General features: G+C 71.7%; 22 protein-coding genes. 14 read left to right on the forward strand and 8 right to left on the reverse strand.

Going from position 1 to position 22,264, the window contains the following annotated elements:
• Nucleotides 1-14 precede the first annotated feature (14 nt).
• Nucleotides 15-1,214: an acetyl-CoA C-acetyltransferase gene (locus tag ACQVFL_RS24715; protein WP_431727705.1), complete on the reverse strand. Its 1,200-nt coding sequence runs from the start codon at nucleotides 1,212-1,214 to the stop codon at nucleotides 15-17.
• Between the two features lie 62 nt (nucleotides 1,215-1,276).
• On the opposite strand from ACQVFL_RS24715, the gene mce reads away from it, so the two are divergent.
• The 5 genes from mce (at nucleotide 1,277) to ACQVFL_RS24740 (ending at nucleotide 8,262) form a co-directional block, all read left to right on the forward strand.
• Nucleotides 1,277-1,741, forward strand: a complete 465-nt coding sequence (mce, locus tag ACQVFL_RS24720) for a methylmalonyl-CoA epimerase (RefSeq protein WP_396690779.1) — start codon at nucleotides 1,277-1,279, stop codon at nucleotides 1,739-1,741.
• A gap of 612 nt (nucleotides 1,742-2,353) precedes the next feature.
• A complete protein-coding gene (locus ACQVFL_RS24725) occupies nucleotides 2,354-3,622 on the forward strand; it encodes a DivIVA domain-containing protein (protein WP_396690777.1) in 1,269 nt (422 codons plus the stop codon).
• A gap of 176 nt (nucleotides 3,623-3,798) precedes the next feature.
• Complete coding sequence (locus ACQVFL_RS24730; RefSeq protein ID WP_431727706.1) at nucleotides 3,799-6,030, forward strand: hypothetical protein; 2,232 nt, start codon at nucleotides 3,799-3,801, stop codon at nucleotides 6,028-6,030.
• A 386-nt stretch (nucleotides 6,031-6,416) separates the two neighbouring features.
• Nucleotides 6,417-6,599, forward strand: coding sequence for a DUF397 domain-containing protein (locus ACQVFL_RS24735; protein WP_396690774.1), 183 nt, complete (start codon nucleotides 6,417-6,419; stop codon nucleotides 6,597-6,599).
• A gap of 583 nt (nucleotides 6,600-7,182) precedes the next feature.
• A complete protein-coding gene (locus ACQVFL_RS24740; RefSeq protein WP_396691018.1) occupies nucleotides 7,183-8,262 on the forward strand; it encodes an AI-2E family transporter in 1,080 nt (359 codons plus the stop codon).
• 10 nt (nucleotides 8,263-8,272) lie between these two features.
• Here ACQVFL_RS24740 and ACQVFL_RS24745 read toward each other — a convergent pair whose 3' ends face one another.
• The 4 genes from ACQVFL_RS24745 to ACQVFL_RS24760 all read right to left on the reverse strand — a co-directional run bounded on the left by ACQVFL_RS24745 (nucleotide 8,273) and on the right by ACQVFL_RS24760 (nucleotide 12,040).
• Complete coding sequence (locus ACQVFL_RS24745) at nucleotides 8,273-9,082, reverse strand: alpha/beta hydrolase (RefSeq protein ID WP_396690772.1); 810 nt, start codon at nucleotides 9,080-9,082, stop codon at nucleotides 8,273-8,275.
• Nucleotides 9,083-9,300: 218 nt separating this feature from the next.
• Nucleotides 9,301-9,627, reverse strand: coding sequence for a hypothetical protein (locus ACQVFL_RS24750; RefSeq protein ID WP_431727707.1), 327 nt, complete (start codon nucleotides 9,625-9,627; stop codon nucleotides 9,301-9,303).
• 108 nt (nucleotides 9,628-9,735) lie between these two features.
• Nucleotides 9,736-11,505, reverse strand: coding sequence for a 3-hydroxyacyl-CoA dehydrogenase family protein (locus ACQVFL_RS24755; protein ID WP_431727708.1), 1,770 nt, complete (start codon nucleotides 11,503-11,505; stop codon nucleotides 9,736-9,738).
• Between the two features lie 130 nt (nucleotides 11,506-11,635).
• Nucleotides 11,636-12,040, reverse strand: a complete 405-nt coding sequence (locus ACQVFL_RS24760) for an FHA domain-containing protein (RefSeq protein ID WP_396690768.1) — start codon at nucleotides 12,038-12,040, stop codon at nucleotides 11,636-11,638.
• 274 nt (nucleotides 12,041-12,314) lie between these two features.
• Here ACQVFL_RS24760 and ACQVFL_RS24765 point away from each other — a divergent pair, with 274 nt between their 5' ends.
• Nucleotides 12,315-13,811 carry an aldehyde dehydrogenase family protein gene (locus ACQVFL_RS24765; RefSeq protein ID WP_431727709.1) on the forward strand — a complete coding sequence of 499 codons (1,497 nt, stop codon included), beginning with the start codon at nucleotides 12,315-12,317 and terminating at the stop codon, nucleotides 13,809-13,811.
• A gap of 102 nt (nucleotides 13,812-13,913) precedes the next feature.
• Complete coding sequence (locus ACQVFL_RS24770) at nucleotides 13,914-14,591, forward strand: methyltransferase domain-containing protein (protein WP_396690764.1); 678 nt, start codon at nucleotides 13,914-13,916, stop codon at nucleotides 14,589-14,591.
• Between the two features lie 52 nt (nucleotides 14,592-14,643).
• Here the strand turns inward: ACQVFL_RS24770 and nucS are convergent, their stop codons facing one another.
• Nucleotides 14,644-15,303, reverse strand: coding sequence for an endonuclease NucS (gene nucS, locus ACQVFL_RS24775; RefSeq protein ID WP_350692403.1), 660 nt, complete (start codon nucleotides 15,301-15,303; stop codon nucleotides 14,644-14,646).
• A gap of 71 nt (nucleotides 15,304-15,374) precedes the next feature.
• On the opposite strand from nucS, the gene ACQVFL_RS24780 reads away from it, so the two are divergent.
• The 5 genes from ACQVFL_RS24780 (at nucleotide 15,375) to ACQVFL_RS24800 (ending at nucleotide 18,758) form a co-directional block, all read left to right on the forward strand.
• Nucleotides 15,375-15,995, forward strand: coding sequence for a DUF4126 domain-containing protein (locus ACQVFL_RS24780; protein ID WP_396691014.1), 621 nt, complete (start codon nucleotides 15,375-15,377; stop codon nucleotides 15,993-15,995).
• Between the two features lie 51 nt (nucleotides 15,996-16,046).
• The gene (locus ACQVFL_RS24785) at nucleotides 16,047-16,490 is read left to right on the forward strand and encodes a DUF4878 domain-containing protein (protein ID WP_431727710.1); all 444 of its coding nucleotides are present in this window, start codon (nucleotides 16,047-16,049) and stop codon (nucleotides 16,488-16,490) included.
• Between the two features lie 74 nt (nucleotides 16,491-16,564).
• Nucleotides 16,565-16,864: a DUF1540 domain-containing protein gene (locus ACQVFL_RS24790; protein WP_396690760.1), complete on the forward strand. Its 300-nt coding sequence runs from the start codon at nucleotides 16,565-16,567 to the stop codon at nucleotides 16,862-16,864.
• A 161-nt stretch (nucleotides 16,865-17,025) separates the two neighbouring features.
• A complete protein-coding gene (locus tag ACQVFL_RS24795; protein ID WP_431727711.1) occupies nucleotides 17,026-17,913 on the forward strand; it encodes an ABC transporter ATP-binding protein in 888 nt (295 codons plus the stop codon).
• Nucleotides 17,913-18,758 carry an ABC transporter permease gene (locus tag ACQVFL_RS24800; protein WP_396690757.1) on the forward strand — a complete coding sequence of 282 codons (846 nt, stop codon included), beginning with the start codon at nucleotides 17,913-17,915 and terminating at the stop codon, nucleotides 18,756-18,758. The genes ACQVFL_RS24795 and ACQVFL_RS24800 overlap by 1 nt, the downstream gene beginning before the upstream one ends.
• 145 nt (nucleotides 18,759-18,903) lie before the next feature.
• On the opposite strand, the gene ACQVFL_RS24805 is transcribed toward ACQVFL_RS24800, so the two are convergent.
• Both ACQVFL_RS24805 and murA read right to left on the reverse strand, forming a co-directional pair.
• Nucleotides 18,904-19,752, reverse strand: coding sequence for a 3-hydroxyacyl-CoA dehydrogenase family protein (locus tag ACQVFL_RS24805; protein WP_396690755.1), 849 nt, complete (start codon nucleotides 19,750-19,752; stop codon nucleotides 18,904-18,906).
• An 86-nt stretch (nucleotides 19,753-19,838) separates the two neighbouring features.
• Nucleotides 19,839-21,281, reverse strand: coding sequence for a UDP-N-acetylglucosamine 1-carboxyvinyltransferase (gene murA, locus ACQVFL_RS24810; protein WP_431727712.1), 1,443 nt, complete (start codon nucleotides 21,279-21,281; stop codon nucleotides 19,839-19,841).
• Between murA and ACQVFL_RS24815 the strand changes: the two genes are divergently transcribed.
• Nucleotides 21,280-21,852, forward strand: coding sequence for a cob(I)yrinic acid a,c-diamide adenosyltransferase (locus ACQVFL_RS24815; protein ID WP_431727713.1), 573 nt, complete (start codon nucleotides 21,280-21,282; stop codon nucleotides 21,850-21,852). The genes murA and ACQVFL_RS24815 overlap by 2 nt on opposite strands.
• Nucleotides 21,828-22,247 (forward strand): VOC family protein, encoded by a 420-nt coding sequence (locus ACQVFL_RS24820; RefSeq protein ID WP_396690749.1) that lies wholly within the window; start codon nucleotides 21,828-21,830, stop codon nucleotides 22,245-22,247. Before ACQVFL_RS24815 ends, ACQVFL_RS24820 begins: the two co-directional genes overlap by 25 nt.
• Nucleotides 22,248-22,264: the final 17 nt, after the last annotated feature.

Consider the following 22,264-nt stretch of genomic DNA (forward strand, 5'->3'; position numbering starts at 1 on the left):
CTCGCTCGTCGTGCTCACAGGTCGGTCTCGGTGGGGTCGGGGACGTGGATGATCAACGCGTCGCCCTGGCCGCCGCCGCCGCAGAGCGCCGCCGCGCCGGTGCCGCCGCCCCGCCGCTTCAGCTCCATCGCCAGGGTCAGCACCAGACGGGCGCCGGACATGCCGATCGGGTGCCCCAGCGCGATCGCGCCACCGTTCACGTTCACCTTGTCCGGGCTGATCCCGAGGTCACGGGTGGACTGGATGCCGACCTGGGCGAACGCCTCGTTGATCTCGATCAGGTCGAGGTCGGAGATGCCCAGCCCGCCCTTGCGCAGCGCGTGCGTGATGGCGTTGGCCGGCTGCGAGTGCAGGGAGTTGTCCGGACCGGCCACGTTGCCGTGCGCACCCACCTCGGCCAGCCAGGTCAACCCGAGTTCCTTGGCCTTCGCCTTGCTCATCACGACCACCGCGGCCGCGCCGTCGGAGATCGGCGACGAACTGCCGGCGGTGATGGTGCCGTCCTTCGCGAAGGCCGGACGGAGCTTGGCCAGCGTCTCGACGGTGGTGTCCGGGCGGATGCCCTCGTCCTCGCTGACCACCAACGGGTCACCCTTGCGCTGCGGGATGACCACCGGGGTGATCTCGTCGGCGAAGTGGCCGTTCTTCTGCGCGGCGGCGGCCCGCTGGTGGCTGGCCGCGGCGAAGGCGTCCTGCTCCGCGCGGCTGATCGCCCGGTCGGCGCCGTGCCGCTCGGTGGACTCGCCCATCGAACAGCAGTCCCACACGTCGGTCAGGCCGTCCAGCGCCATGTGGTCCTTGACCACCACGTCGCCGTACTTGTAGCCGCCCCGTTGACCGAGGAGCAGGTGCGGGGCGTTGGTCATCGACTCCATGCCGCCGGCCACCACCACGTCGAACTCACCGGCCCGGATCAACTGGTCGGCCAGGGCGATCGCGTCCAGCCCGGAGAGGCAGACCTTGTTGATGGTCAGCGCGGGCACCGACATCGGGATACCCGCCTCCACGGCCGCCTGGCGGGCCGGGATCTGGCCGGTACCGGCCTGGAGCACCTGCCCCATGATCACGTACTGGACCTGGTCCGGGGCCACGCCGGCACGTTCCAGTGCCGCGGAGATGGCGATACCGCCCAGTTTCGTCGCCGGTAGGTCCTTCAGGTTGCCCAGCAGACGCCCCATCGGGGTCCGCGCGCCACTGACGATCACCGAAGCCATGACTGCCTCCGAGGGGGGTGCCGACCTGTACGCCTTAACTATCGTTCGGCCAGACTAGCGTCATGCCTGAGAACTCCCCCGCCGAGCCCGCTGCCGACTATGTCACAGACATCGGTCTACGCCGTATCGACCATGTCGGGATCGCCGTCGCCGACCTCGACGCCGCGATCGACTTCTACCAACGGACGTTCGGCATGCGCTGCGTGCACACCGAGGTCAACGCCGAGCAGGGGGTCCGCGAGGCGATGCTGACGGTCGGGCCGACCGCCGAGGGCGGCTGCGTGCAACTGCTCGCCCCGCTGACCCCGGAGTCGACCATCGGCAGGTTCCTCGACCGCAACGGCCCGGGCGTGCAGCAGGTCGCGTACACCGTGGCCGACATCGACGTGGCCTGTGCGGCGCTGCGCGAGCGAGGCGTACGCCTGCTGTACGACACGCCCCGGCGCGGCACCGCCGACTCCCGGATCAACTTCGTCCACCCCAAGGACGCCGGCGGTGTCCTGATCGAACTCGTCCAACCCGCCTGACGACGCGGCGCCCTCGGGTGCGGTGCGGGTGCGGGTGCGGGTGCGGTGAAAGGAAGGGTCCCCTGCTAACGCCTCGTGCATAGCAGGGGACCCTTCCTAACGCCAAGCACCCCGCACACGCACAGCACGCCGCACACGCGCAGTACCCCGTACACGCGCAGTACCCCGTACCCCGCCGACGCCCAGCACGCCACGCCCGACGCAGCACGCCCCACCCGCAGCGCGCGGCGGACGACGCGCGGCGTCAGCATGCGGTGCACGGGCGCGCAGTTCGTCGACGGGACGACGCGGCTGGCCGGGGACGGCGCGCAGTGACGGGCGGGTCCGACGGCTGGCCTCACGGACGAGGCACCGGTGGCCATTCGGTGAACGGCCTTTGGCTTTACCAGAGGCACGCCGACACCCATTCGAGTGAGCCGGGGCGGCCGGAAACATAAGGACACCGGGCCCCTTTTCCGGGTCACGCTGCGTGCCATCGTGCTCGCCTCGGAGCTGGCAAGATCGCCACTTCCCCCGGCGGTCCGGCACCTCGTCGAGTTGACCATGTAATGAGGACGGCAAAGGGCGGCACGCTCTTGCGAAGGACCCCGGGGGGTCTGCCAGTATGTCCCAATGCCCCAGCAGCAGTCCTCCCCTCTCGCGTTCTTCGATAACGCGAACTCGCAGCCCGATTTCACGGTTGGCCTGCGCGGATACAACACCGGTCAGGTCGACGACTTCATCGGCCGGCTCAACGCCGCACTGAGTCAGGCCAACAAGGACCGCGCCGACGCCGAGCAGGCGCTCAACGACGCCCAGCGTCGGCTCCGGCAGTCCGAGCAGCGGCTCACCGCCCTGGAGCAGAAGCTCACCGACGCCAGCAAGCAGCTCGAGGAGAACAGCCGCCCGACGCTGTCCGGTCTCGGCACCCGGGTCGAGCAGATCCTCCGGCTCGCCGAGGAGCAGGCCAACGACCACCGCAACGAGGCCAAGCGGGAGTCGGAGGGAATCCTCTCCGCCGCCCGCCTCGAAGCGCGGGAGATCACCGACAAGGCCCGCGCCGAGGCCGCCGCGATGAAGGCCAGCGCCGAGCGGGAGGCGGGCAACGTCCGCACCGCCGCCGAGCGCGAGGCGGCCGAGGTGCGCGTACAGGCCCGCCGGGAGGCCGACACGCTGCGCGCCGACGCGGAGCGGGAGACCAAGCAGCTTCGTACGGTGACCGCGCACGAGGTCGCCGAGCTGAAGTCGACCGTCGAGCGGGAGGTGGCCACCCTGCGGGCCACCGCCGAGCGGGAGATCACCCAGCAGCGGGCCAAGGCCGCCCGGGAGGCCGAGGAGAAGCGCGCCGAGGCGACGAAGCTGCTCACCGACGCCCGCGACAAGCGCGACAAGGACCTCCAGGCGCTGGAGCTTCAGCTCGCCGAGCGGCGGGAGAAGGCCGAGCGCGAGGAGTCGGAGCGGCACGCCGCCCAGGTCGCGCAGACCCAGAAGCTGGTCAACGAGGCCGAGCAGCGGGCCCGGGCCGCCCAGGAGCGGGCTAAGGAGATCGAGCAGCGCGCCGAGGCCCGTCGGGTCGAGTCCGAGCGCAACGCGACCGAGACGATCGAGAAGGCCAAGGCGCTCTCCGAGCGGACCCTGAGCGAGGCCCGCGCCGAGTCGCAGCGTCTGCTCAACGAGGCGCGCACCGAGGCCGAGCTGACCACCCAGGCGGCCCGCCGCGAGGTCGAGGACCTCACCCGGCAGAAGGATGCGGTCACCTCGCAGCTCGGGCAGATGCTCTCCGGCCTGGCCGGCATCGTGCCGGGCGTACCGAACAACGCGAGCGCCGCGGCGGCGGAGAAGCCGGCGGCCAAGAAGGCCGACGAGGCCGACGACAAGGTCGCCGCGGAGACCACCAGCTGATCCGGCCGGTCGGGGCATGATCCACGGCGCGGGGTGACACCGGGTGACGGTGCCACCCCGCGCCGCCGTGCTTGTGTGAGACGTGTCGACAGCCACCCGCCGGGGCGCGTGAAGTAGCTCCCAACAGGGGCGTCCGTATCGCCCCCGGAGGGGCCGTTGCGTGTGAGGATGGAAGCATGTCGCACGGCGAGGAACTGTTCTCCCTCGGCGGGGATGTGACCACGGAGCCCAGCTTCGAGTCCGCCCTGCGTGGGTACGAGAAACGGCAGGTCGATCGGTACGTCGCTCGTGCGGAGCACGAGATCGCGGCGTTGGCGGCCGAGCGGGAACAGGCCTACACCCAGATCCACAAGCTGGCCGGTCAGGTCGAGGTGCTCCAGCGCGACCTCGCCCAGGTCCGCAAGCAGATCGGCGTGGTCGACCGGGCCGCCTTCCGGCATCTTGGTCCCCGGGTGGAGCAGATCCTGGCGTTGGCCGAGGAGCAGGCCGAGGACATCCTGGGTGCCGCCCATGAGGAGATCGAGGCGCGCCGGGCCACCGCCGAGCACATCATCGACGAGGCGCGTGCGGAGGCCGCCAAGGCGCTCAAGGATTTCGAGATCGCCTTGGCCACCCGCCGGGCCGAGGAGGAGCGGCAGGCCACCGCCCGCAAGGCGGAGTCAGAGGCCGCCGCCCGGGCCGCCCGCGAGGAGGCCGCCCGGCTGCGCAAGACCGCCCAGGAGGCGCTGGCCAAGGCCGAGCAGGAGGCCGCCCAGCTCCGCGACGCCGCCAAGGAGATCCACACCCGGGCCCAGCAGGAGGCGGCCAAGCTCCGGGAGGCGGCCCGCGAGGTGCACGCCACCGCTCAGCAGGAGGCCACCCAGCTCCGCGACGCGGCCAAGGAGGTGCACGTCAAGGCCCAGCAGGAGGCCAAGCGCCTGGTCGACCAGGCCACCGAGGCCGGTCGCGCCACGCACGCCAAGGCCCAGCAGGAGGCCAAGCAGATCATCGACGACGCCGCCACGGCCGGTCGCGCCACGCGCGACAAGGCCCGCCAGGAGGCCGAGCGGCTGACCGCGCAGACGACCGAGGCGGCCCGCCGCACCCGCACGGAGACCGAGGCGTACGCGCAGCGCATGCGCACCGAGACCGAGGCGTACGTGCAGCACGCCCGCAGCCAGGCGCAGCAGGAACTGGGCGCCTGGCGGGCCGGGGTGGAGAAGGAGGTCAACGGCCGGCGGGAGGCGGCGGACCGGGAGCTGGCCGAGCGACGGGCGAGCGCCGAACGCGAGTTCACCAGCCGGCGCGACGAGCTGGAGAAGCAGTTCACGGCCCGCAACGCCGAGCTGAACGAGCAGTTCCAGGGCCGTACCACCGAGCTGGAGTCGGGTTTCGAGACCCGCCGTGCCGAGCTGGAGTCGGCGTACACCACTCGGAAGAACGAGATCGAGCAGGGCGCCGACGCGATCCGGCAGGCCGCCGAGCAGGAGGCCGCCACGGTACGCGCCGAGGCCCAGGAGCGGGCCACCGCGCTGCTGCGTGACGCCGAGACCGAGGCGGCCGAGCAGCGCCGGGAGGCCGACGAGTACGCCACCACCACGCGGCGCGAGGCAGACGAGCACGTCACCAGTACGCGCCGCGAGGCCGACGAGTACATCGCCTCGTCCCGTCGCCAGTTCGAGGAGTACGCCGCCACCACCCAGCAGCACCTGGCCACCACGCAACAGCACCTGGCCGCGACGCAGCAGGAGGCGGCGGCGAGCCGTCAGCAGCTCGCCCAGGTCATGCTGGAGATCGCCAAGGCCCAGCAGCAGCTCGCCGACCTGCGTCAGGAGACCTGGAAGTCCCGGCAGGAGTCCGACGACCTGCAACGCAAGCTGCTCGACCTGCGGCTGACGGCAGCCACCGGCCCCGACGGTCCGGGTGCTCCCGCCTCGGTGGCCGCATCCGCCCCGGCGGCGATGAGTGGCACGGTGGCAGCAGCCCCGGCGATGGCCACCACGGCCGGTTCCGACCCGGCGCCGGTCGCCGTCAACGGCAGCCGCCCGAGCAACAACGTCGTCGGTGCGGCGAGCGGACCGGGTGGCTCAGCCGAGAGCGCTGCCCGGCCCACGACCGCGAACGACGACGACGCGGCGGCGAAGCCAGCGGCCACGGACGACGACGGGCCGGCGACGAAGCCGGTCGCGGAACCGGTCACCACGGTCGAGGACGCCACGGCGAAGCCGGCCACCGAGCCGACCTCGGTCGACGGCAACACGGCGAGCGCCGGTGTGGACGGCGAGCCGACGGTGGCGGCCGTACCCGGCGCGGGCGGACGGGGCGCCACCCCGACGAAGATCACCAGCACCGGCGAGAACGGCAAGCGCCCGACCAAGCCGACCACCGACGAGCGCAGCGCCAAGCCGAGCAAGGTCACCTCGGACTGAGCCGGACGCGGGGCGACGTAGCCCTGCCCCGGCCAGCCGAGGGCCGAACACCGCGCCGCGTCCCGAACTCCGCCTTCCGGCACCCGGTACGGCACCTGCCACCCGGCACCCGATGCCCGCCCCTCAGCGTTCGACACCCGGTGCTCGGCGGTCGACGCTCGGCGGTCACAGTGAGTCGGGGCGGCGGTGCGCGGCCGGTCGGCGGGTCCGCGCCCCAGGCGACGGACCGGTCGAACAGCGTCCGATTTCGGGGCCAACCAACGGACCGTAACTTCGACCGACAGCGAGGCGGACCTGGCTACGCTGTTGGCGCGCTGGGAGACGGTGCGCAACGAGGCACTGTCCCGCCAGCAGTCGATCGAACTCCTCGACAGGGTGGCGAAGTCATGGACCTGAACGGCGCGACCTGGCGCACCGCCAGCCGCAGCGGCAACACCGACTGCGTGGAGGTGGCCGACAACCTGCCCGGCGTGGTCGCGGTCCGTGACAGCAAGGACCGGCAGGGCCCGGTGCTCGCGTTCGCGCCGCAAACCTGGCGCTCGTTCATCCGGCAGGTCAGACAGCACTGAGCCGCTGAGCCCGGCCACCCGCCGCCGCAGACCGAGGTCGGCCAGGACCGCCGCAGACCGCGACCAGGCACGGCCACCGCAGCCCGCCGCCGCAGACCGAGGTCGGCCAGGAGCGCCCCACCGCGACCGGGCACGGCCGCCGCAGACCGGTGCCGGGACGTCCCCGGCACCGGACCGGCTCCGACCGAAGGCGGAGATACGTTCTCGGAGCCTCCACCCGCGATCGGACTGACCCGCCGGTGCAGTAGCGTGCCGGTCATGCTGGCCGGCCGGCAGACGCCTGAACGGGTCGTCACGGTTCCGGCAGCAGCGGTCGAGGTCTGAGCGGGGAGGCCGAGTGGCGCAGGACGAGCCGGAGCAGTCCGCAGTGGAGCAGCCGAGGTCCGACGATCCCGGCGCGAAGCGGTCCGCGACGGCACAGCCCCGGGCGGAGCAGGCTCCGCCGGGACGGCACGGGGCCGGGACGACCGGCTCCCACGACGAGCGCGACCCGGCGGCGGTGCACGGCACGACGGACCGGCCGGTGGCGGCCGGGGCCACGCCGGGAAGGTCGGCCACGCGGGCCACGCCGGAGACGTCGGCGGTGGGCCCGGCGCACGATCCGCACCCCGAGGCGGGTCGGTTCGGTACGCCGGGGCGACCGCTACGGCGCAACAGCTTCCTGGTCGGGTTCACCGGTGCGCTCGGCGTGCTGCTCGCGTACGCCGTCTATCTGGGTCTGCGCAACGCGGCCGGGATGGTCGTGCTGGTGGTCATCGCGTTGTTCCTCGCGGTGGGCCTGCACCCGGCGGTGGTCCGCCTGCGGTCGTGGGGGGTGCCGCGCGGCCTGGCCGTGGCGATCGTGGCGCTCGTCGTGGTGGCGCTGCTGAGCGGGGGCGTGCTGGCCCTGGTACCCCCGGTCCTGACCCAGTTGACCCAGTTCCTCGACCAGTTGCCGAGTTACCTGGAGTCGTTGCGCCGCAACGAGACGGTCAACGACCTGGTGGAGCGCTTCGACCTGATGCGGCGGGCGCAGGAGCTGGCCAGTGCGGACGTGGTCGGTCGGGCGCTCGGCGGCGTGCTCGGTGGGGCCCAGTTCCTCTTCGGCACGATCTTCCGGGTGCTCACCGTGCTGGTGCTGACCATCTATTTCCTGGTCTACTTCGACCGGATGCGCGACCTCGCGTACGCCCTGGTGCCGCGCTCGCGCCGGGAGCGGGTGCAACTCATCGGCGACGAGATGTTGACCAAGGTCGGCGCGTACATGGTCGGTGCGCTCTCCATCGCGGTGCTGGCCGGTGTCGCCGCCTTCGTCTTCGCGCTCGCGGTGGGCCTGCCCTATCCGTTCGCGCTGGCCGTGGTCGTGGCGATCACGGATCTCATCCCACAGATCGGCGCGACGCTCGGCGCGGTGGTCGTCAGCCTCGTCGGGTTCGCCACCGATCCGTCCGTCGGCATCGCCTGCGTGGTGTTCTTCGTGATCTATCAGCAGATCGAGAACTACCTGTTCTACCCCAAGATCATGCGCCGGTCGGTGCACGTCAACGAGGTGGCGGCGCTGGTCGCCGCGCTCCTCGGGGTGTCGCTGCTCGGCGTGATCGGCGCGCTGATCGCCATCCCGACGGTGGCCGCGATCCAGATCGTCCTACGCGAGGTGGTGATCCCCCGCCAGGACCGCCGCTGACCGGCGGGGCTCAGTCTGCGCGACGCTGTTCCGGGCCGGTGACCGGGATGTCGGCGAAGGCGGCCACCGTGCGGTCGGCGTACGCGCTGGCGTCGCCGGTCTCCATCGGTCCGTCCCAGGTCGTCGGCAGCGGCACCGACGCCGCCGGGTTGACCCGCCGGACCACCTCGTCCAGCACCGTCTCGGCGTCGCCGACCCAGAGGTGCTTCGCGCCCGGTACCCCGACCACCTCGGCCTGCGGCACTGCGGCGAACCGCTCGCGGGCCTGCTCGGGGCGGAGGTAGTCGTCGAACTCCGGCACCAACGCGGTCAGTGGTCGGCCGAACTCGGCCCAGTGCGCCAGGTCGGCCGGCTCGGAGAAGCGCAGCGGCGGAGAGAGCAGGATCGCGCCGGACACGGCCGGGTCGCCGCCGTACTTGAGCACCAGGTCGGTGCCGAACGACCAGCCCAGCAGCCAGATGTTCGGCAGCTCGTGGAACTCGGCGTACTCGATGGCGGCGGCCACGTCGTACCGCTCGCCGACGGCCGAGTCGAAGCTGCCCTCGCTGGTGCCGCGTACGCTGCTGGTGCCCCGGGTGTTGAACCGCAGCACGGCCAGGTCGGCCAGGGCCGGCAGCCGCCAGGCGGCCTTGCGGAACACGTGGCTGTCCATCATCCCGCCGTGCGTGGGCAGCGGGTGCAGGCAGACCAGGGTGGCCACCGGCTCGCGGTCGACGGGGCGGGCCAGCTCACCGACCAGCCGCAGACCGTCGGCGGTGTGCAGCTCGATGTCCTCCCGGCGGCCGGGCAGGATCGACGACGCGCGAATGGGTGCACTCACCCCTCCATCCTCCCGTCCCACCGTCGCGCCCGCGCGGGCAGGTGACAAAGATCGCCGGAAGGCGGGTACGGATGCCGGACGCCTCAGCGTCTCGGCGCCCGGGCGTCTTCGGCGTCCCAGCGACGGGCGGGGCGGCGCTCGGGCGTCTTGGCGCTCGGGCGTCTTGGCGCTCGGGCGTCTTGGCGCTCGGGCGTCTTGGCGCTCGGGCGGGGCGGCGTTCAGCCGTAGCGGGGGGCGCCGCGACCCCGCTGGACGCCCGGTGTCCGCCGGTCCCGGGCGCGCCAGCAGCCGGTGTGCCAGTGCCGCCGGTCGGTCAGGTCGCCCCGGTCGTCGGCCGGCCAGGCGACCAGGTGCGCCACGCCGGGCCGGATCTCCTGGTCGCAGCCGGGGCAGCGGTACGTCTTGGTGGACCCGCCGCCGCTTATCGCGCGTACCTGCCAGTCGCCGTCCCGCCACTGCTGCACCGAGGCGACCCCGTGCCGGGCACGATCGGCGTCCAGACGCGTGTCGTCGTCACGGCGGGGACGGTTGCGACGAGGGCTCACGTCACCCAGCGTAAAGGCCGTGGGCACGGCGCTTCTCGTCGCCCGGCGGGGGTTGCGTGTAAGGAGGGGACCCTTCCTATACCGCAGGCGTTAGTAAGGTGCCCTTCCTTACATCGAGCGGAAGCCGCGTCCGGTGCGGTCGCCGAGGTGACCGGCGGTCACCAACTGTTCCAGCAGTGGGGCCGGGGCGAAGCCAGGGTCGCGCAGTTCCCCGTACAACCGCCGCTGCACGGCCAGCGCCACGTCCAGGCCGATCGCGTCGAGCAGGGCGAACGGGCCGGTCGGGTAGCCACAGCCGAGCCTCATCGCGTGGTCGACGTCGTCGGTGCCGGCGTAGCCGGCCTCCAGCATCCGCACCGCGTCGTTGAGGTACGGGAACAACAGCGCGTTGACGATGAAACCGGCCCGGTCGTCGCAGACCACCCCGGTCCGTCCCAGGGTGGCGCAGACGGCCCGCGCCGTGTCGACGACCGCCGCCGAGGTCCGGATCGTCCGGACGATCTCCACCACCGGGGTCTCCGCGCCCGGGTGGACGAAGTGCAGGCCCACCACCTCGTCCGGACGCCCGGTCGCCATCGCCAGGTCGATCACCGGCAGCACGGAGGTGGTGGTGGCCAGCACGGCGCCCGGCTTGCAGATCGCGTCCAACTCGGCGAGCAGCGCCTTCTTGGTGTCGAGGTCGTCGGCCACCGCCTCGACCACCAGGTCGGCGTCGGCCAGCGCGGTGCGAGCCGTCGACCAGGTGATCCGGCCGAGGGCGGCGTCGCGGTCGGCTGCACCGAGCCGGTCCTGGGCCGCCTTCTCGTCCAGTAGGCGCCGCACCGCCGCGCCGGCCGTCGCCGGGTCCCCGGATTCGGCGTCGACCGCGACGACCTGGTATCCGGCGGCGGCGAACACCGCGACGAGCCGGTGCGCTGACGCGCCTGCTCCGACCACGCCGACGGTGCGTACCGGGTCGACCGGCTGCGCCGCCGGGGCCGGCGTCCGCGCGTCGGGTACGACGGTGCCGGAGCCGGGCCGCTCGTAGGTGTAGAAGCCCCGGCCGGACTTCCGTCCGAGCAGACCGGCGGTCACCATCTGCCGCAGCAGTGGCGCCGGGCTGTGGCGGCGGTCCCGACCACCCCGGCGATACATGGTGTCCAGGACCTCGTACGACGTGTCCAGCCCGATCAGGTCCATCAGGGCCAGCGGGCCCATCGGCAGTCCGCCGCCGAGCTTCATCGCGGCGTCGATGTCCTCGCGGGTGGCGTACCGGGCCTCGACCATCGTGACGGCGTGGTTGAGGTAGCCGAAGAGCAGCGCGTTGGCGACGAAACCGGCGCGGTCGCCGATGGTGACGTCGACCTTGCCGAGCCGCGCGCAGAGCGCCTCCACGTCGGCCACCACGTCGTCGGCGGTGACGACCGTACGCACGACCTCGACCAGCTTCATCACCGGTGCCGGATTGAAGAAGTGGATACCGATCACCTGTTCGGGCCGGTCGGTGGCGACGGCGATCTCGGTGACGCTCAGCGAGGAGGTGTTGGTGGCGAGGACGGCTCCGGGCTTGCAGATCCGGTCCAGGTCGGCGAAGAGTCGTCGCTTCAGGTCGAGTCGCTCGGGCACCGCCTCGATCACCAGGTCGACCGCGTCCAGCGCGTCCAGCCCGACGGCGAAGGTGACCCGCCCGAGCAACGCGTCCCGGTCGACGGCGGCGAGCCGACCCTTGGCCACCGCCCGGTCCGTCGAGCCGGTCAGCGTGGCCCGACCCCGCTCCAGGGCGTCCCCGGTGATCTCGACGGCCACCACGTCGACACCGTTGCGGGCGAAGACCTCGACGATGCCGGCACCCATGGTGCCCAGACCCACCACACCCACGCTGGTGAACTCGCGCGCCACGCCCGTCCTCCCCTTGTCCGCGTTACCGGCGACCGGACGTTAACGGTCGCTCAGGTCATGCGCGCGAGTCTGCCACGTGGCGTGGGCCTGTCCAGACGCGGTGGGGTTTGTCACCGCGTCCGGGAAGAGGTCAGGAACCGCCGGTGATGGCGGCCGTGGAGGGTGCCGCCGGCAGTGGCAGGGTCGGCCGCCGTTCCTGGCGCGGCACCCCGAAGCTGAATCCCACCGGATCGGTGCGGGCCAACCCGGGATCGAAGAAGCGCAGGTCGGTACGACCGATCCGGATCACGTCGCCGTCGCTGAGCCGGGTCAGCTCGGTGATCCGGCGTTCGTTCACCCAGGTGCCGTTGGTCGAGCCGAGGTCCACCAGGGACACTCCCTCACCGGCCAGCCAGATCTCGGCGTGCCGACGACTCAGATGCGGGTCGTGCACGACGATGTCGACCGCCGGGTCCCGGCCGATCACCTGCGGCTGGCGACGTAGCCGGAATCCGAGCCCGCGCATGGGCCCGGCGGCCACTGTCAGCAGCGGCATCAGTTGCGGATATTCCTCCATGGACAGTCGGACCTCCACCCCGCGCGGCCACCCCCCGCGTCAGCCTGCCACCACCGGGCGGCCACCTTCACCACCCAGCCAGTCACCACCGAGTAACCGGCCGGACACCTTCCGTTCGGCCCTTTCGGTGGACAGGGCGCCGGCCGCCCGGCGGAAACTGCTGCTCAGTCCGATTCAACCATCCGCCGCCCAGCCGGTTCAGCACCGCACCACTCCCCTACCTGTGAGTAATATTCGGGTCTAGACTTCCGCCATGACGGCTCAGCACCGCCCCGGAACCCCCGTGATCGAGGGCGACCTCCTGATCTCGACCAATCCGGCCACCGGTGACGAGGCGGGCCGCGTACCGGTCGCCACCACGGTCGACGTCGAGCGCGCCGTCTCGACCGCCCGGACCGCCGGCCTGTGGTGGGCCGGACTCGGCTTCGACGGCCGGCGGGAGCGGCTGCTGCGCTGGCGGCGACTGCTCGCGCAGCGGATGGAGACGTTGGCGGAGCTGGTCCACGCCGAGGGCGGCAAGCCGGTCGCCGACGCGCTGGTGGAGATCGTGTCCGCCGTCGAGCACGTCGACTGGGCCGCGAACAACGCCCGCCGGGTGCTCGGCGCCCGCCGGGTCCGCTCCCGGCTCATCCTGGCCGAGTTCTCGGCCCACTTGGAGTACCAGCCCTACGGGGTGGTCGGGGTGATCGGGCCGTGGAACTATCCGGTCTTCACCCCCATCGGCTCCGCCGCGTACGCGCTGGCCGCCGGCAACGCGGTGATCCTCAAGCCGAGCGAGTACACCCCGGTCGTCGGCCAGTGGCTGGTCGACACGTTCACCGAGGTGGTGCCCGAGCAGCCGGTGTTCGGCGCGGTGCACGGCCTCGGTGACGTGGGCGCGGCACTGTGCCGGTCCGGGGTCGACAAGCTCGCCTTCACCGGCTCCACGGCGACCGCGAAAAAGGTGATGGCGGCCTGCGCTGAGTCGCTGACCCCGGTGCTGCTGGAGGCCGGCGGCAAGGACGCGATGATCGTCGACACCGACGCCGACCTGGACGCCGCCGCCGAGGCCGCCGTCTGGGGTGCGATGACCAACGCCGGCCAGACCTGCATCGGCATCGAGCGGGTCTACGCGGTGGAGCCGGTCTTCGACGCGTTCCTCGACAAGGTGGTCGAGCGCGCGGGTCGCCTGACCGTGGGCCCGGACGACGCCGACGTCGGCCCGATCACCATGCCCAGCCAGCTCGACGTGATCCGGCGGCACATCGACGACGCGCTGACCCGGGGCGGGCGTGCCGCCCTCGGCGGCCGGGACGCGGTACGGCCGCCGTACGCGTACCCGACCGTACTGGTGGACGTGCCGGAGGACTCCGCCGCCGTACGCGAGGAGACGTTCGGGCCGACGCTGACCGTCAACCGGGTACGGGACGCGGACGAAGCGCTCGCGCGGGCCAACGCCCTGCCCTACGGCCTGGGTGGCTCGGTCTTCGGGCGGCGTCGGGCGGTGGCGATCGCCCGTCGGCTGCGCTCCGGCATGGCGTCGATCAACTCGGCGCTCACCTTCGCCGGGATGTCCACCCTCCCGTTCGGCGGGGTCGGCGAGTCGGGGTTCGGCCGCATCCACGGCGAGGACGGGCTGCGCGAGTTCGGACGGGCCAAGGCGGTGACCCGCCGCCGGGGCCGGACGCTGCTGCCGTCGACCACGTTCGACCGCACCCCCGCTGACGTGGCCCGACTCGTCAAAGCGGTCAAGATGCTCTACGGCAGGTGAACGCAGGGTCCGGAACCCGCCGCTGTCGGAAGACCGATCATCGTCGGCTTCGATACGGGACAGAGGTTTAGCATCGGTAGCCGCGACGGTACATTCCGTTAAATGCGCCCCCATCGATTGCGTTTCCATCTCGTGGACAAGGACGGCTCATGGGCCGCGCGGCAACGCCAACGCCGCGCCGAATGGCTGCTCCGGACGTTCCCCCGACTGTCCGAGATGCACGTGATCGACCTTGGTGGACGCCTCGGCACCTGGACCCGGGCGGCGGTCCGACCGGCCCGCGTACACGTGGTCAATCTGGAGCGCCCCGCCGTGGACATGCCCGAGTGGGCCGAGGTCGACCAGGCCGACGCCTGCGACCTGCCGGCCCACCTCACCGCGCGCCGCTACGACCTGGTCTTCTCCAACTCGGTGCTGGAACACGTGGGTGGGCACGAGCGCCGGCTGCGGTTCGCCGAGGCGGTGCACACGCTGGCCGAGCGGCACTGGGTGCAGACGCCGTACCGCTACTTCCCGATCGAGCCGCACTGGATCGCCCCGGGCATGCAGTTCCTGCCGGTACGTCTGCGCACCGCGGTCGCCCGGCGGTGGCCGCTCGGGCACAAGGCCACCCACACCCACGACGCGGCCATCCACCAGGTGCTCTGGACCGAGTTGCTGGACCGGTCCCAGATGCGGCACTACTTCCCGCAGTCCCGCATCCTGGTGGAGCGGGTCGGCGGCCTGCCCAAGTCGCTGATCGCGGTCCGCACCACGATCCCCCGCCAACGCACCGTCTGACCGCGCTCAGGGCCGCCGGACCGGCGGCGGCCCGGGAGTTCCGGGCCGACCGTCAGAAGAGGGTCAGCTCGTCGCGCTCGATGCCGCGCAGCCGGTCGTAGTCGACCACCACGCACCGGATGCCGCGATCCCGGGCGAGCACCCGGGCCTGCGGCTTGATCTCCTGCGCCGCGAAGACGCCGGCCACCGGGGCGAGCAGCGGATCACGGTTGAGCAGTTCGAGGTAGCGGGTGAGCTGCTCGACGCCGTCGATCTCGCCCCGGCGCTTCACCTCGACCGCGACCGTGCCCTGCTCGGCGTCGCGGCAGAGCAGGTCGACCGGTCCGATGGCGGTCATGTACTCGCGGCGGACCAGCGTGTAGCCCTCGCCCAGCGTCTCCGGGTTGGCGGCCAGCAGCTCCTGCAGGTGCGCCTCCACCCCGTCCTTGCGCAGCCCCGGGTCGACACCGAGTTCGTACGAGGTGTCCTGGAAGATCTCCTCCAGGGTGATCCGCAGCTCCTCGCCGGCCTTGTTGACCACCCGCCACACCCCGGGCGCCTCCTCCAGCCGACAGGGCGGGCTCATCCAGTTCAACGGCTTGTAGGCCCGGTCGTCGGCGTGGATGGACACCGACCCGTCCGCCTTCACCATCAGCAGCCGGGTGGCCGGCGGCAGGTGGGCCGAGAGGCGTCCGACATAGTCCACCGAGCATTTCGCAATCACCAACCGCACCCGACGAGGGTAGCGGAGACGCCGGGCATCGCCGCCGAGCGGCACTGGCGCGCCGGTGCCATGCTGAGATGGTGCTCGAAGTTCTGACCGGTACCGGCCTCGCCGCCTCGGCGGGGCTCAACGCCTACATCCCACTGCTGCTGATGGGCGGGCTGGCCCGTTTCACCAGCGTCATCGACCTGCCCGGCGGCTGGCAGTGGCTCGGCAACGACTGGGTGCTCGGCATCCTCGCCGTGCTGCTCGTCGTCGAGGTCGTCGCGGACAAGGTCCCGGTGGTGGACCACGTCAACGACGTGGTGCAGACGGTGGTCCGCCCGACCGCCGGTGGGCTGGCCTTCGGTGCCGGCTCCGGCTCGGAGACGGTGACGGTCAGCAACCCGGACAGCTTCTTCGCCGAGGGCGGCCAGTGGCTGCCGGTCGTCGTCGGGGTGTTGATCGCGCTCGGCGTACACCTGCTCAAGTCCGCCGCACGGCCGGTCATCAACGCGACCACGGCCGGTTTCGGCGCTCCGGTGGCGAGCACCGCCGAGGACGCGACCAGCGTGGTGATGTCCCTGGTGGCGATCGTGCTGCCGGTGCTGGTGCTGGTGTTCCTGGTCGCGTTCGCCTGCTACCTACCCTGGTTCCTGCGCCGACGCGCGGACCGACGCCGGGAGCGTCAGGCCGCCCGGGACGCGGGCTTCCGGGTCTGATGCCGGGCACGCAGGGCCGACTGGTTGCGTAGTGGATCTACGCTGCCCCGCATGACGTACCACCCGACTCCGGTCCCGCCCCGCAACAACCGCCCGCTGCGGATCGTGCTCGTCGTGGTGGGGGTGGTCGTCGCCCTCTGCTGCCTGGGCGGTGCGGTCGGCGGCTGGTTCCTCTACCAGACCGTGCAGGACGCGGTCGGCCCGGCCCGCAGCGCCACCGGCGAGTATCTGGACGCCCTCCGGGACGGTGACCACCAGCGCGCCTACGAGCGTCTCTGCCAGCGGCAACGCGACCAGGTCACGGCGGACGAGTTCGCCCTGCAACAACAGACGATGCCGAAACTGGTGGAGTACGACATCACCGGGATGCGGGTCTCCACCAACAACGGCCGGACCACCGGCGCCGCGTCGGTTCGCCTGGAGACCGCCAACGGCGAGACGAACGAGTCGATCAGCCTGGTCCGCGAGGACGGCGAGTGGCGCGTCTGCCCCTGACTACCGGTGAACCGGTCCTGACGAGCCCTCCGAAAGCCTAAAATTAGGGCAAATTCCACGGAGGAGGTTGGGTCATGACCGCAGCGATGGAGATGCCCCGGGTCCAGGAGTGCGTGGTGTCCGCCTGCGCGTACAACCACACCGGCGACTGCAACGCCTTCGCCATCACGATCGGCAGCATGGACCACGCGCACTGCCACACGTTCATCGAGATGCCGGCCGTCCGCGCCGGCATCGACGGCCAGGTGGCCCAGGTGGGCGCCTGCCAGCGGGCCGACTGTCGACACAACGAGCAGTTGGAGTGCCAGGCCCCGTCGATCAAGGTCGGCCCGGACGCCGACATGGCCGACTGCATGACGTACAGCCACCGCTGATCCACCGCCCGGGGCGGCGTCCGCCGGACGTACCGACCCGGGATTGTGCAGAAACGCACAGCGCGACGACGGTGACGCCCGGGTCCGACAGGTCCGTGACGGGGAGGAACCACCACCCCCGGTGCGGACGGCGGACCCGGGCTCACCGCACACTTGACGGCATGAGTGACGACGTCGCGATCCACGTCAGGGGCCTGCGCAAGGCGTACGGCGACAACGTCGCCGTGGCCGATCTGGACCTCGACGTCCACCGGGGCGAGGTGTTCGCCCTCCTCGGGCCGAACGGCGCGGGCAAGACCACCACCGTGGAGATCCTGGAGGGCTACCGGCAGCGCGACGCCGGTGAGGTCCGGGTGCTGGGCACCGACCCCTCCTCGGCGAACGGCTCCCGGGCGGGCGGTCCCCGCGCACCGGGTCGCTCGCTCCGCGACCGGCGGGGCCGGGTCGGCATCGTGCTCCAGGGCACCGGCGAGTTCGACGAACTGACCGTGGCCGAGGTGGTGCACCACTTCGCCGGCTTCTACCCCCACGGTGACGACCCGGACAAGGTGATCGCGCGGGTCGGACTCACCTCCAAGGCCGGTGCCCGCACGCACACCCTCTCCGGCGGGCAGAAGCGCCGCCTGGACGTGGCGCTGGGCATCATCGGCCGCCCCGAACTGCTCTTCCTCGACGAGCCGACCACCGGATTCGACCCGGAGGCCCGCCGCGAGTTCTGGGAGCTGATCCGGGACCTCTCCGCGGCCGGCACCACCATCGTGCTCACCACGCACTACCTGGACGAGGCCGAGGCGCTCGCCGACCGGGTGGGCGTCATCGCCGGTGGCCGGCTGGTCGAGGTCGCCGTACCCGCCGAGTTGGGCAACCGCCAGGAGGCCCTGGCGACGGTCTCCTGGCGTACGCCGGAGGGCACGTCGGAGAGCGCGCAGAGCGCGACGCCGACGGCGCTGGTGACCGAGTTGGCCGCGCGGTTCGGTGGCGAGGTGCCCGGCCTGACCGTCACCCGGCCCACGCTGGAGGACATCTACCTGCGGATGATCGGACACTGATGACCACCACCACCAGACCGGACGCCCCGGTCGCCGCCCCCGCCGCCCGCCGTCTCGGCCCCACCGCGCTCGCCCTGCGCCAGGGCCGCATGGAGATCCGGCAGTTCCTACGCAGCCGGGAGTCCGTCGTCTTCACGCTGGGCTTCCCGATCATCATGGTGCTGATCTTCGCCTCGATCTTCGACGGCGACCTCGGCGAGGGCGTCAGCTACACGCAGTACTTCATCACCGGCATGATCGCCACCGGCCTGATGACGGTCAGCTTCCAGAACCTGGGCATCTGGATCCCGATCGAGCGGGACCGGGGGGTGCTCAAGCGCTACCGGGGCACGCCGATGCCGAAGTGGGTCTGGTTCGCCGGCAAGGTGATCATGGTGCTGGTGACCGGCGTGGTGATGACCGCCCTGCTGCTCACCGTCTCGGTGCTGCTGTTCGACCTGAACCTGCCGAGCACCGCGACGGCCTGGGTCACCTTCGGCTGGGTCAGCGCGCTGGGCATCACCGCCTGCACCCTCTGCGGCATCGCGATCTCGTCGCTGGCCCGTACCGCGCGCAGCGGCTCGGCCGTGGTCACCCCGGTCGCGCTGGTGCTCCAGTTCATCTCCGGGGTGTTCTTCGTCTTCACCAACCTGCCGACGTGGATGCAGCAGGTGGCGGCCCTCTTCCCGCTCAAGTGGATGTGCCAGGGACTGCGGGCGGTCTTCCTGCCGGAGAGCTTCGGCGCCAACGAGCCCGGCGGTTCGTTCGAGCTGACCCGGGTCGCGCTGGTGCTGGGCGCCTGGTGCGTGATCGGCCTGGTCCTCTGCCTGACCACCTTCCGCTGGACCACCCGCCGCGACGGCTGAGGTGCAAGGAAGGGCACCTTGTTAACGCCTGCGGTAGAGCAGGGGTCCCCTGCTAACAGCCCGGCAGCCCTCGACGAGCAGCGCCGTTAAGAGGGGTCCCCTGCTATACACGAGGCGTTAGCAGGGGACCCCTCCTTTCATCCGGTCAGTACGAGTAGAAGCCCTGGCCGGTCTTGCGGCCCAGGTCACCGGCGGTGGCCATGCGCTGGAGCAGCTCCGGCGGGAAGAACTTCTCGTCACCGGTGTCGGTGTAGATGTTGCGGGTCGCGTTGAGCAGCACGTCGACGCCGGTCAGGTCGACGGTGGCGAGCGGCCCCATGGCGTGCCCGAAGCCGAGTTTGCAGGCGGTGTCGAGGTCCTCGGCGGAGATCACGCCGGTCTCCACCAGCCGGACCGCCTCCATCGCCAGCGCGGTGATCAGCCGGGTGGTGACGAAGCCGGCGATGTCCCGGTTGACCACCACCACGGTCTTGCCGATCTCCTCGGCGAACGACTTCGCCGTGTCGAGCGTGACGTCGCTGGTCTTGTAGCCCCGGATCAGTTCGCAGAGCTTCATCATCGGCACCGGCGAGAAGAAGTGGGTGCCGACGACCGCCTCGGGCCGCTCGGTGACCGCCGCGATCTGGGTGACCGGGATGGCGGAGGTGTTGGTGGCCAGCACCGCGTCGGACTTGCAGATCTTGTCCAGCGCGCGGAACACCTCGTGCTTGATCTCCAGCCGCTCGAAGACCGCCTCGACCACGATGTCCGCGTCGGCCGCCGCCTCCAGTTCGGTGGTGGCCGTGATCCGCCCCAGCGCCGCCTCGGCGTCGGCGGCGGAGATCCTGCCCTTCTCCGCGAACTTCCCCAGCGACGTACGGATGCCGTCCAGACCACGCCGGGTGGCCGCGTCGTCCAGGTCCCGCAGCACCACCTGCCAGCCCGCCTGTGCCGCAACCTGTGCGATGCCGGAGCCCATCAGCCCGGCGCCCACGACCGCGAGTCGACCCGCCATCTGTCCCTCCCTCGCTGCGATTTCGAGTGTCTGCCTGCACCCTAGTCGGCAAGACTGAACGACGGCTAAGGAGGGAGAGCCGCCGCTCAGATGGTCAGTTCGGGTTCCTCCGGTGCGGTGGCGCGCTCCACCTCGATGCCGAGCGCCCGCAGGTCGGCCACGAAGTCGGGATACCCCCGGTCGACGTGGTGCACATGCGACACCTCGGTCACCCCGTCGGCGCAGAGCCCGGCGATGATCAGTCCGGCGCCGGCCCGGATGTCGGTGGCGCGGACCGGCGCGCCGGAGAGGCGGTCGCGCCCGCGTACCACCGCGTGGTGCCCGTCGGTCTTGATGTCCGCGCCGAGCCGCATCATCTCGTTGGCGAACATGAACCGGCCGTCGAAGATGTTCTCGGTGATCAGGGACGCGCCCTCGCTGAGCGCGGCGAGTCCGATCGCCATCGGCAGCAGGTCGGTGGCGAAGCCCGGGTAGGGCAGCGTCACCACGTCCACCGCCCGGGGCCGGTCGTCCATGCGTACCCGGAAGGCGTCCGGCCGCGTCTCCACCAGGCCGCCGGCCGCGACCACCTTGTCCAGCGCGACCTCCAGGAAGGCCGGGTCGAGACCGGTCACGGTCACGTCGCCGCGGGTCATCGCCGCGCCGAAGGCCCAGGTCCCGGCGACGATCCGGTCGCCCACCGTGGCGTGCCGGACCGGCTGCAACCGGGGTACGCCGACGATGGTGATCGTGGAGGTCCCCTCCCCCTCGATCAGCGCGCCCATCCGTTGGAGCATGGTGCAGATGTCCACGATCTCCGGCTCGCGGGCGGCGTTCTCGATCACGGTGGTGCCCTCCGCCAGCACCGCCGCCATGACCAGGTTCTCGGTCGCGCCGACGCTCGGGAAGTCCAGCGTGATCTCCGCGCCCCGCAGGCCGTCCGGCGCGGCGGCGATCACGAAGCCGTGTTCGCCGGAGATGTCGGCGCCCATCCGGGTCAGCCCGGAGATGTGCATGTCCAGGCCGCGCGAGCCGATCGCGTCACCGCCCGGGTGGGCCACCCGGACGTAGCCGCGCCGGGCCAGCAGCGGCCCGAGTACGCAGATCGAGGCCCGCAGCCGACGGACCAGGTCGTAGTCGGCCTCGACGCCCGGCTGCTCCGGCACGTCGATGGTGACCGAACGGGACCGGGCCACCCCGCCGACGGCGACCATCGGGTCCACCGGCTCGTCGGCGTCGAAGCGCACGCCGCAGCCGAGACGGCGCAGCACCTCGCCCATGATGGCGATGTCGGTGATCCGGGGCACGTTGGTGATCACCGTCCGGCCGGGCGCCAGCAGCGCGGCGGCCATCAGCTTCAACGCGGAGTTCTTCGCGCCGACCACGTGCACGGTGCCGGCGAGCCGGGCGCCGCCGCGTACCCGGATGACGTCGACGTCGGCGACCGCCGCGTCGCCCGCGTCACCCGGGCCGACCCCGCTGGACCAGCCCGTACCGGCCGTCGGCCGGGTCGGGATCGTCAGGTCCGGTATCCGTAGGCTGTGCGTCATGGCCGTCCACCTCACGCGCATCTACACCAAGGCCGGCGACGCCGGCATGACCAGGCTGAGCAACAACGAGCAGGTGCCGAAGAACGATCCACGGATCGCCGCGTACGCCGACGTGGACGAGTGCAACGCCACGATCGGCGTCGCGCTCGCTCTGGGCGGGCTCGACGACGGATTGCGAGCGGTGCTGGGGTCGATCCAGAACGACCTGTTCGACGTGGGAGCGGACCTGTCCACCCCGGTCGAACCGGACCCGAAGTACCCGCCGCTGCGGGTGACCGAGGAGTACGTCGAGCGCCTCGAAGGGTGGTGCGACGAACACAACGCGCGCCTGAGCAAGCTCGACTCCTTCATCCTCCCCGGCGGTACCGCGGGTGCGGCACTGCTGCACGCGGCGCGGACCGTCGCCCGGCGCGCCGAGCGGTCGGCATGGGCCCTCGTCGCACACGACCCCGACCGGACCAGCCATCTCCCGGCAAAGTATCTCAACCGGTTGTCGGATCTACTCTTTATTCTGGCAAGAACGGCAAATCCGGACGGAGACGTGCTATGGGTTCCGGGCGGAGGTCGGTGACGCTCGGAGCACTGCACCACGTGGAGGTCTGGGTACCCGACCTGGGCGTCTCGATGCGCGGTTGGGGCTGGCTCCTCGGCCAGTTGGGCTGGACCCCTTTCCAGGAGTGGCCGGCCGGTCGGTCCTGGCGGCTCGGCCCGACGTACCTGGTGCTGGAGGAGTCCCCCGCCCTCTCCGGGCAGCGGCACGACCGTCTCGCGCCCGGCCTGAACCACCTGGCCTTCCACGCCGGTCCGCCGGCCGCCGTCGACCGCCTGGTCGCCACGGCCCCCGAGTACGGCTGGACGCTGCTGTTTCCCGACCGCCACCCGTACGCCGGCGGCCCCGACACGTACGCCGCCTACCTGACCGACGGGCAGGGGTACGAGGTGGAGCTGGTCGCCGCCACCCCGTGACCCCCGCCCTGTCGACC

Source organism: Verrucosispora sp. TAA-831, assembly GCF_050780145.1.
In the GTDB taxonomy this organism is placed as follows: Bacteria; Actinomycetota; Actinomycetes; order Mycobacteriales; family Micromonosporaceae; genus Micromonospora.

Coding starts and splice junctions, on each gene's coding strand:
- ACQVFL_RS24715 (WP_431727705.1), bottom strand. CDS start 1,214: ATGGCTTCGGTGATCGTCAGTGGCGCGCGGACCCCGATGGGGCGTCTG.
- mce (WP_396690779.1), top strand. CDS start 1,277: ATGCCTGAGAACTCCCCCGCCGAGCCCGCTGCCGACTATGTCACAGAC.
- ACQVFL_RS24725 (WP_396690777.1), top strand. CDS start 2,354: ATGCCCCAGCAGCAGTCCTCCCCTCTCGCGTTCTTCGATAACGCGAAC.
- ACQVFL_RS24730 (WP_431727706.1), top strand. CDS start 3,799: ATGTCGCACGGCGAGGAACTGTTCTCCCTCGGCGGGGATGTGACCACG.
- ACQVFL_RS24735 (WP_396690774.1), top strand. CDS start 6,417: ATGGACCTGAACGGCGCGACCTGGCGCACCGCCAGCCGCAGCGGCAAC.
- ACQVFL_RS24760 (WP_396690768.1), bottom strand. CDS start 12,040: ATGCCGCTGCTGACAGTGGCCGCCGGGCCCATGCGCGGGCTCGGATTC.
- ACQVFL_RS24765 (WP_431727709.1), top strand. CDS start 12,315: ATGACGGCTCAGCACCGCCCCGGAACCCCCGTGATCGAGGGCGACCTC.
- ACQVFL_RS24770 (WP_396690764.1), top strand. CDS start 13,914: ATGCGCCCCCATCGATTGCGTTTCCATCTCGTGGACAAGGACGGCTCA.
- ACQVFL_RS24785 (WP_431727710.1), top strand. CDS start 16,047: ATGACGTACCACCCGACTCCGGTCCCGCCCCGCAACAACCGCCCGCTG.
- ACQVFL_RS24790 (WP_396690760.1), top strand. CDS start 16,565: ATGACCGCAGCGATGGAGATGCCCCGGGTCCAGGAGTGCGTGGTGTCC.
- ACQVFL_RS24795 (WP_431727711.1), top strand. CDS start 17,026: ATGAGTGACGACGTCGCGATCCACGTCAGGGGCCTGCGCAAGGCGTAC.
- ACQVFL_RS24800 (WP_396690757.1), top strand. CDS start 17,913: ATGACCACCACCACCAGACCGGACGCCCCGGTCGCCGCCCCCGCCGCC.
- ACQVFL_RS24805 (WP_396690755.1), bottom strand. CDS start 19,752: ATGGCGGGTCGACTCGCGGTCGTGGGCGCCGGGCTGATGGGCTCCGGC.
- ACQVFL_RS24815 (WP_431727713.1), top strand. CDS start 21,280: ATGGCCGTCCACCTCACGCGCATCTACACCAAGGCCGGCGACGCCGGC.
- murA (WP_431727712.1), bottom strand. CDS start 21,281: ATGACGCACAGCCTACGGATACCGGACCTGACGATCCCGACCCGGCCG.
- ACQVFL_RS24820 (WP_396690749.1), top strand. CDS start 21,828: ATGGGTTCCGGGCGGAGGTCGGTGACGCTCGGAGCACTGCACCACGTG.